Origin of the sequence: Streptosporangium minutum, from assembly GCF_002149035.1 — a bacterium.
GTDB lineage: Bacteria > Actinomycetota > Actinomycetes > Streptosporangiales > Streptosporangiaceae > Streptosporangium > Streptosporangium minutum.
The window spans coordinates 1-7,036 of sequence record NZ_NGFP01000367.1; the positions used below are offsets into that span (position 1 = coordinate 1).

The 7,036-nt window shown below is 68.8% G+C and carries 4 protein-coding genes; 2 read left to right on the top strand and 2 right to left on the bottom strand.

The window, feature by feature from the left end:
• Positions 1-650: 650 nt before the first annotated feature.
• Positions 651-4,253 carry a galactose-binding domain-containing protein gene (locus CA984_RS41525; RefSeq protein ID WP_086578820.1) on the top strand — a complete coding sequence of 1,201 codons (3,603 nt, stop codon included), beginning with the start codon at positions 651-653 and terminating at the stop codon, positions 4,251-4,253.
• A gap of 368 nt (positions 4,254-4,621) precedes the next feature.
• Complete coding sequence (locus CA984_RS41530; protein ID WP_086578821.1) at positions 4,622-4,987, top strand: STAS domain-containing protein; 366 nt, start codon at positions 4,622-4,624, stop codon at positions 4,985-4,987.
• Positions 4,988-4,994: 7 nt separating this feature from the next.
• Here CA984_RS41530 and CA984_RS41535 read toward each other — a convergent pair whose 3' ends face one another.
• Both CA984_RS41535 and CA984_RS41540 read right to left on the bottom strand, forming a co-directional pair.
• Positions 4,995-5,948, bottom strand: coding sequence for a sensor histidine kinase (locus CA984_RS41535; protein WP_086578822.1), 954 nt, complete (start codon positions 5,946-5,948; stop codon positions 4,995-4,997).
• Positions 5,945-6,796: an MEDS domain-containing protein gene (locus CA984_RS41540; protein ID WP_165781616.1), complete on the bottom strand. Its 852-nt coding sequence runs from the start codon at positions 6,794-6,796 to the stop codon at positions 5,945-5,947. The genes CA984_RS41535 and CA984_RS41540 overlap by 4 nt, the downstream gene beginning before the upstream one ends.
• Between the last annotated feature and the right edge of the window lie 240 nt (positions 6,797-7,036).

Sequence of the window (7,036 nt, forward strand, 5' to 3'; positions counted from 1 at the left end):
CCCTCGTCCCGTCACGCCCCTCCAGCCGGAGCGTCCTTCCTGTCCGGCCGCACCGCTTCCCCTCCGGCCGGAGCGCCCCCGGCTCTACGATCCTCCGGGATCCCGTACAGCACGGCATCCGTCGGCACTTCCGTCCGACGCCGGCCGGGACGGAACGATCCACCCGGCCCACCGCCGGCCGGGATTGACCACAGGGCGATATGTCGCAACAGACCGTTTTTTCCGAACCGTTGACGCGGCTGTAGCGCGTAGTTAACATTTGGCCAACACGATGCAAGATTCTTGCAAACCATCGTTACTTTCTAGCTGTTCTTCGCAACTTCTCGCAGGGATACGCAGTGTCCGTGCGCCCGCTCCGCACCCCCCACGGAGAGGCCCCAGGTGATGTCGGCTTCGGCATTGCGTGTCCGGTCGCCGCCCGGCGACCGCGGTCGGCCGCGACACCTGAATCCGCCACCGGAGGCGGACCGGAGAGCACGGCCGCGTACAACGACCGGTCACCCCGGCCCGCCCGTCCGCCGGCTCCCAGGGACCCGGCATCCATCCCTCGCCGGCGAGGCCGTACCCGCCCGTGGTCGAGTGCGTCGCGCGGCGGACGCCACGGTCTCCTCTCCGCACCTGCCGTTCCAGACGAGAGACAGAGGAACGCAATGAGAAACAAGCACGTCCCGTTGTTACGGTTGACCGCGGCGGCGCTCGCGACCAGCCTGCTGGCCCTGTTCGGGCCGATCTCCCCCGCCTCGGCGGCGGCCGACCCCAACCTGGCGGCGGGGAAGCCGGCCTCGGCCGGCAGCGCCACCAACCCCTACACAGCAGGCAACGTCAACGACGGCAACGCGGCCACCTACTGGGAGAGCGTCAACAACACCTTCCCGCAGTGGGTCCAGGTCGACCTCGGAGCCTCCACCAGCGTGAACAAGGTCGTCCTGAAACTGCCGCCGGCGACGGACTGGGCCACCAGGACCCAGACCCTGACCGTGCAGGGAGGCACGAGCGGCCCGCCCTCCACCACCATCGTCCCGTCGGCGGGCTACACCTTCAACCCGGCGACCGGCAACACGGTGACGATCAACTTCACCGCGACCAGCACCCGGTACGTGCGGTTGACCATCACGGGCAACACGGGCTGGCCGGCCGGTCAGCTGTCCGAGTTGGAGGTGTACGGCCCCGCCGATCCCGGTGGCGACACGCAGGCGCCGACCGCGCCGACGAACCTGGCCTACACCGAACCGGCCTCGGGTCAGATCAGGCTGACCTGGAACGCCTCCACCGACAACGTGGGCGTGACCGGCTACGACGTCTACGCCAACAACGCCCTGCGCGGCAGCGTGGCGGGCGGCGTCCTGACCTACACCGACAGCCAGCCCGCAGGCGCGACGGTGTCGTACCAGGTCAAGGCCAAGGACGCGGCGGGCAACCAGTCTTCCGGCAGCAACACCGTCACGCGCGGCGGCAGCGGCGGCGGTTCCAACCTGGCCGTCGGCAAGCCGATCACCGCGTCGTCCTCGGTCTTCACCTTCGTGGCCACGAACGCCAACGACAACAACGTGGCGACCTACTGGGAAGGCAACGGCGGCAGCTACCCCAGCACGCTCACCGTGCAGCTGGGCTCGAACGCCGCCGTCAACTCGGTCGTGCTGAAGCTGAACCCCGACAGCTCGTGGGGGACGCGCACGCAGACCATCCAGGTCCTCGGACGCGAGCAGAGCTCCTCCTCCTTCACCAACCTGTCCTCGGCGGCGGTCCACACCTTCAACCCCGCCTCCGGCAACACCGTGACGATCCCGGTCACCGCCACGGCCGCCGACGTCCAGCTCAAGATCACCACGAACTCAGGCGCGCCCGCAGGGCAGGTCGCCGAGTTCCAGGTCATCGGCACGCCGGCCCCCAACCCGGACCTGACGATCACGGGCATGTCGTCGGCCCCCTCGGCCCCGGTCGAGACCGACTCCGTCACGCTGACGGCCACGGTCAAGAACATCGGGACGGCGGCCTCCGGCGCGACGAACGTCAACTTCTACCTGGGCACCGCCAAGGTCGGCACCGCCGCCGTCGGCGCGCTGGCGGCCGGAGCGTCCACCAGCGTGTCCGCCGGCGTCGGTCCCCGTGACGCGGGCGCCTACCCGCTGAGCGCCAAGGTCGACGAGGCCAACAGCGTCATCGAGCAGAACGAGACCAACAACGGCCACACGGCCCCCTCCCCGCTCGTCGTCAGGCCCGTCGACAGCTCGGACCTCGTCGCGACGACCAGCTGGACACCGAGCACCCCGGCGAACGGCGACGTCGTCACCTTCTCCGTGGCGATCAGGAACCAGGGCACCGTGGCCTCCGCGGGCGGCGCCCACGCCGTCACGCTGACGGTCTCCAACGAGGCGGGCACCGTCGTCCGCACGCTGACCGGCTCCCACAGCGGCGTGATCGCCGCCGGCGCCACGACCAGCCCGGTCAGCCTGGGCACGTGGACGGCCGCCAACGGCAAGTACAGCGTCAAGACGGTGCTGGCCGACGACGCCAACGAGCTGCCGGTGAAACGGCAGAACAACACCGGCACGCAGCCGTTCTTCGTCGGGCGCGGCGCCAACATGCCCTACGACATGTACGAGGCCGAGGACGCCGTCGTCGGCGGCGGGGCCACCGTCCTGGGCCCGAACAGGGACATCGGCAACCTGGCGGGCGAGGCCTCCGGCCGCAGGGCGGTGACGCTGAACTCCAACGGCAGCTACGTCGAGTTCACGACCAAGGCCAGCACGAACACCCTCGTCACCCGCTTCTCCATCCCCGACGCGGCGGGCGGCGGCGGGATCGACTCGACGCTCAACGTCTACGTCAACGGCACCTTCCTCAAGCCCATCAATCTGACCTCCAAGTACGCGTGGCTGTACGGGAACGAGGCGAGCCCGGGCAACTCGCCGGGAGCGGGCGGACCGCGCCACATCTACGACGAGGCCAACGTCATGCTCGGGACGACCGTCCCGGCCGGCAGCAAGATCAGGCTGCAGAAGGACCCGGCCAACACCACGACGTACGCGATCGACTTCATCAACCTTGAGCAGGTGTCGCCCATCGCGAACCCCGACCCCGCCAAGTACACGGTGCCCGCGGGCTTCACGCACCAGGACGTACAGAACGCGCTCGACAAGGTCCGGATGGACAACACCGGCGCCCTCGTCGGCGTCTACCTGCCGCCGGGCACCTACCAGACGGCGAGCAAGTTCCAGGTGTACGGCAAGGCGGTCAAGGTGGTCGGCGCCGGCCCCTGGTACACCCAGTTCCGCGCCCCGTCGACCCAGGACAACACCGACATCGGATTCCGCGCGGAGGGGACGGCCAACGGCTCCTCGTTCGCGAACTTCGCCTACTTCGGGAACTACACCTCACGCATCGACGGCCCGGGCAAGGTGTTCGACTTCTCCAACGTCGCCGACGTGGTGATCGACAACATCTGGAACGAGCACATGGTCTGCCTGTACTGGGGCGCGAACACCGACCGTGTGACGATCAAGAACTCCCGGATCCGCAACATGTTCGCCGACGGCATCAACATGACCAACGGCAGCACGGACAACCACGTCGTCAACAACGAGGCCCGCGCGACGGGTGACGACAGCTTCGCGCTGTTCTCGGCCATCGACGCCGGCGGGGCCGACATGAAGGGCAACGTCTACGAGAACCTGACCTCCATCCTGACCTGGCGCGCCGCCGGCGTCGCGGTCTACGGCGGCTACGACAACGTCTTCAGGAACATCTACATCGCGGACACGCTGGTCTACTCCGGTATCACGATCAGCTCGCTCGACTTCGGCTACCCGATGAACGGCTTCGGCGCCGACCCGCCGACGAAGTTCGAGAACATCTCCATCGTCCGTGCCGGTGGCCACTTCTGGGGCGCGCAGACCTTCCCGGCGATCTGGGTCTTCTCCGCCTCGAAGGTCTTCCAGGGCATCCGCGTCAGCGACGTGGACATCGTGGACCCGACCTACAGCGGCATCATGTTCCAGACGAACTACGTGGGCGGCCAGCCGCAGTTCCCGGTCAAGGACACGGTCTTCACGGACATCTCGATCTCGGGCGCCCAGAAGAGCGGGGACGCCTTCGACGCCAAGTCCGGGTTCGGAATCTGGGTCAACGAGATGCCCGAGCCCGGCCAGGGCCCGGCGGTCGGTTCGGTGACCTTCAACAACCTGAGGCTGAGCAACAACGCGACAAACGTGAAGAACACGACGTCGACCTTCACCATCACCACCAACCCGTAGGGAGAGCGGAGCCGGTGGAGGCGCCGCCGGGAGGTCCGACCTCCCGGCGGCGCCTCCGTCCGCGTGGCGGGCGCCGCACGGACGGCCACCCGGCCGTGAAAAGAGCCAAAGGGCCACCGGGCCGTCAGACTAGGGAGAGTCCGGTCCGGTGAACGCGAGAACGCCGAGCGCTCACCGAGGGTCGGGAAGGACCGGGAACCGTGCTGAGGACGTCCATCGGGCGGGCAGGCCCCGCGCCGCCGTACCCTGTATACGTTCAGAGCATTCCGCCCCCTCCGATTCTTGGCCATCATGAGTCGCCAGATCCGCATACCTGGTAGGACGTAGGGAACGCCCGCCCTGTGAACTGCGGGTCTAAGGAGTTCCCGATGTCAACCGAAGATGCGGCCACGCTCCTCATCTTGTCCGGATCGCACGGCGGCGCCCTCGTCGTCCGTGCGATCGGCGAGCTCGACTACGACTACGCGCCGACGTTCCGGCGAGAGCTCAGCCAGGCATGGACCAGCGGCACCGACGACTCACCGACGCTCGTCCTCGACCTCGCCGGACTCACCTTCTGCGACTCCACCGGGCTCGCCGAACTGCTGTGGATGCTGCGCCGGAGCCAGGAGAGCGGGACCCGCCTGGTCCTGGCGGGGGTGAGCCGCACCCTGCGTCACATGCTGACCACCACCGGGGTGCTGCCCTATTTCACGCTCTCCGCCTCCGTGGAGGAGGCGCTCCAGGGCGGGTGACCGGCGGTCAGGCCGGAGGAATCACGATGTGCAGGCGGACGGTCGTGCCGGTCCCCTGAGCGGAGCGGATCTGCACCAGGTCGCACAGCTGGTGGACGAGCCACATGCCCCGGCCGCTCAACGGGCGGGGACTCGGGAGCCTGCGGCCGATCATGGGATCGGTCATCACCCCGTCGTCGTGGAACTCGCAGACGAGCGTGCCCCCCTGCACCCAGGTACGGAGGGTCCCGTGGCCGCCGCCGTGGGCGATGCTGTTGCCGGCCACCTCGGTGACCGCGATCATGGTCTCCCTCAGCCGCTCCCCCTGCAGGCCATGCGGAATGGCGCAGGCCGACACCTTTTCCCGGACGGCCGCGAGATCCCCCCTGCTGTAGGGGAACTCCTCGAACGGGTCGCACGCCGGCTCCAGGTCGTCCCAGACGAAGGGCTCCTGGACGTAGTCGGGATACTCCCGGTGGCTGCCCTGCTCCAGGACGAACGGATGGCACTGGCTGATCGCCCGCATGGTCGTGGGATCGATCGTGTCGATGTCGTAGGGGCATAGCAGCCACCATGCCGGCGAGCCGGCGAAGGCGAGATTCAGCAACCACTCGTGATAGCGCAGCTCCGCGACCTCCGCCGCGCCGCGCCCGCTCCAGTCGGTCTCGCCGATGCCGCGCACCGGACGCCCCTCCTCGGCCCGCTCGCTGATCCACCGCTGCCAGGCCGGGATGAGCCGGGCGGGGTTGCGGCCCAGCTTGGAGACGTCCATGAACACCACGCGAGGGTCGGAGCCGGCCGGCTCCGCGCGCAGGATCTGCTCCCTGCTCTCGGGGACGGACACCAGGACGACCTCGTCGGCCGCCAGCGCGTCTTCGATGAAGGACAGGGTCCCGTCGAGGAACTGCGTCTCCCCCGAGTAGGAGTAAAGCTCGTGGCGGAGTCCTGTGGTCCCCTCCGCTCCGGTGACTTGAGTGGTCATGGCGTCAGCTCCACGGGTGCCTCGTAGGTGCTGTAGCCGAGCATCTCCCAGCACGAGCGCACTGTCGGGTTCGCGCCCTCGACGGTGATGCTGCGGACCGGGGCCCGGGTGGCGGCTTCCATGAGCGCGCGCATCCCGGATGCGTCCATCAACTCCAGTTCGTCGAAACGGAGCCGCAGCGCCGGCGAGAGCGCCGCGACGGCGGTCAGTGCGGCGCTGAACGCCGCAGCGCCGTCGGAGTCGACCACTCCGCACACGCTCCAGCTGTCCGGCCCCGAGCTGAACATCCGAAACGACGGCCCCGCCCACTCACTTCCCAGTTCACGAGGGTGAACACATGCCACGTGGTCCAACGTGGCGGCGCCGAAACGGTCACGGCCGTAGGCGCACACCATGATGGCCGCGCTGTCCGCCACGAGCTCGTCGAGGCGCAGCTCATGGTCGATCAGCATGTCCACGCCCGCCCCCGGCGGCACGAGCTGGTCCATCACGGCGAGCACGCGAAGGGCGCGGTAGCCCTGGCGTCCCGCCCTGTCCGCCTCGCGCCGCACCAGGCCCAGCATCGAACTCATGTCGGGGGTGGGGCCCGCGCCACGGATCAGCCGCGGATCGACGACCACCGCCCCGCGGGAGATGCCGGCGGCCGGAGAGGGCTCCAACGCCGACCCGAAGATGACCACCTTGTCGCCGAAGAGCTCGCCGTCGGCCAGGAACGTCGAGGTGGCGGCCGTGTATCCCTGGTCCGGATCAACGACCCAGCACACGTGCTCGCCGACATCAACCAGATCAAGCGTCTGCGTGATCCCTGACTTGCGCACCGCGAACTCACCTCGCCCTCGCTGCGACACCGGCGCCAGTTTATTGCGTCCGTACGGCACCGCAGATCACGCGCCGGACGGCCGGGAGCAGAGGGACAGAGGGGACACGGACCTCAAGGGACACGGGTCTCAAAGAGCACAGGTCTCAAAGAGCACGGGTCTCCGAGGACACGGAGTCCGGACGGAGGTCAGGGAGGCGAGGGTCGGGCGGCGGTGGCACGGAGTCCGGAGGCCAGAGGGGCAGGGGTCCGGAGGCCAGAGGGGCAGGGG

Bases quoted from the DNA above. Each gene is read 5' to 3' on its own strand.
- CA984_RS41530 (WP_086578821.1), top strand. From the start codon at position 4,622: ATGTCAACCGAAGATGCGGCCACGCTCCTCATCTTGTCCGGATCGCAC.
- CA984_RS41525 (WP_086578820.1), top strand. From the start codon at position 651: ATGAGAAACAAGCACGTCCCGTTGTTACGGTTGACCGCGGCGGCGCTC.
- CA984_RS41535 (WP_086578822.1), bottom strand. From the start codon at position 5,948: ATGACCACTCAAGTCACCGGAGCGGAGGGGACCACAGGACTCCGCCAC.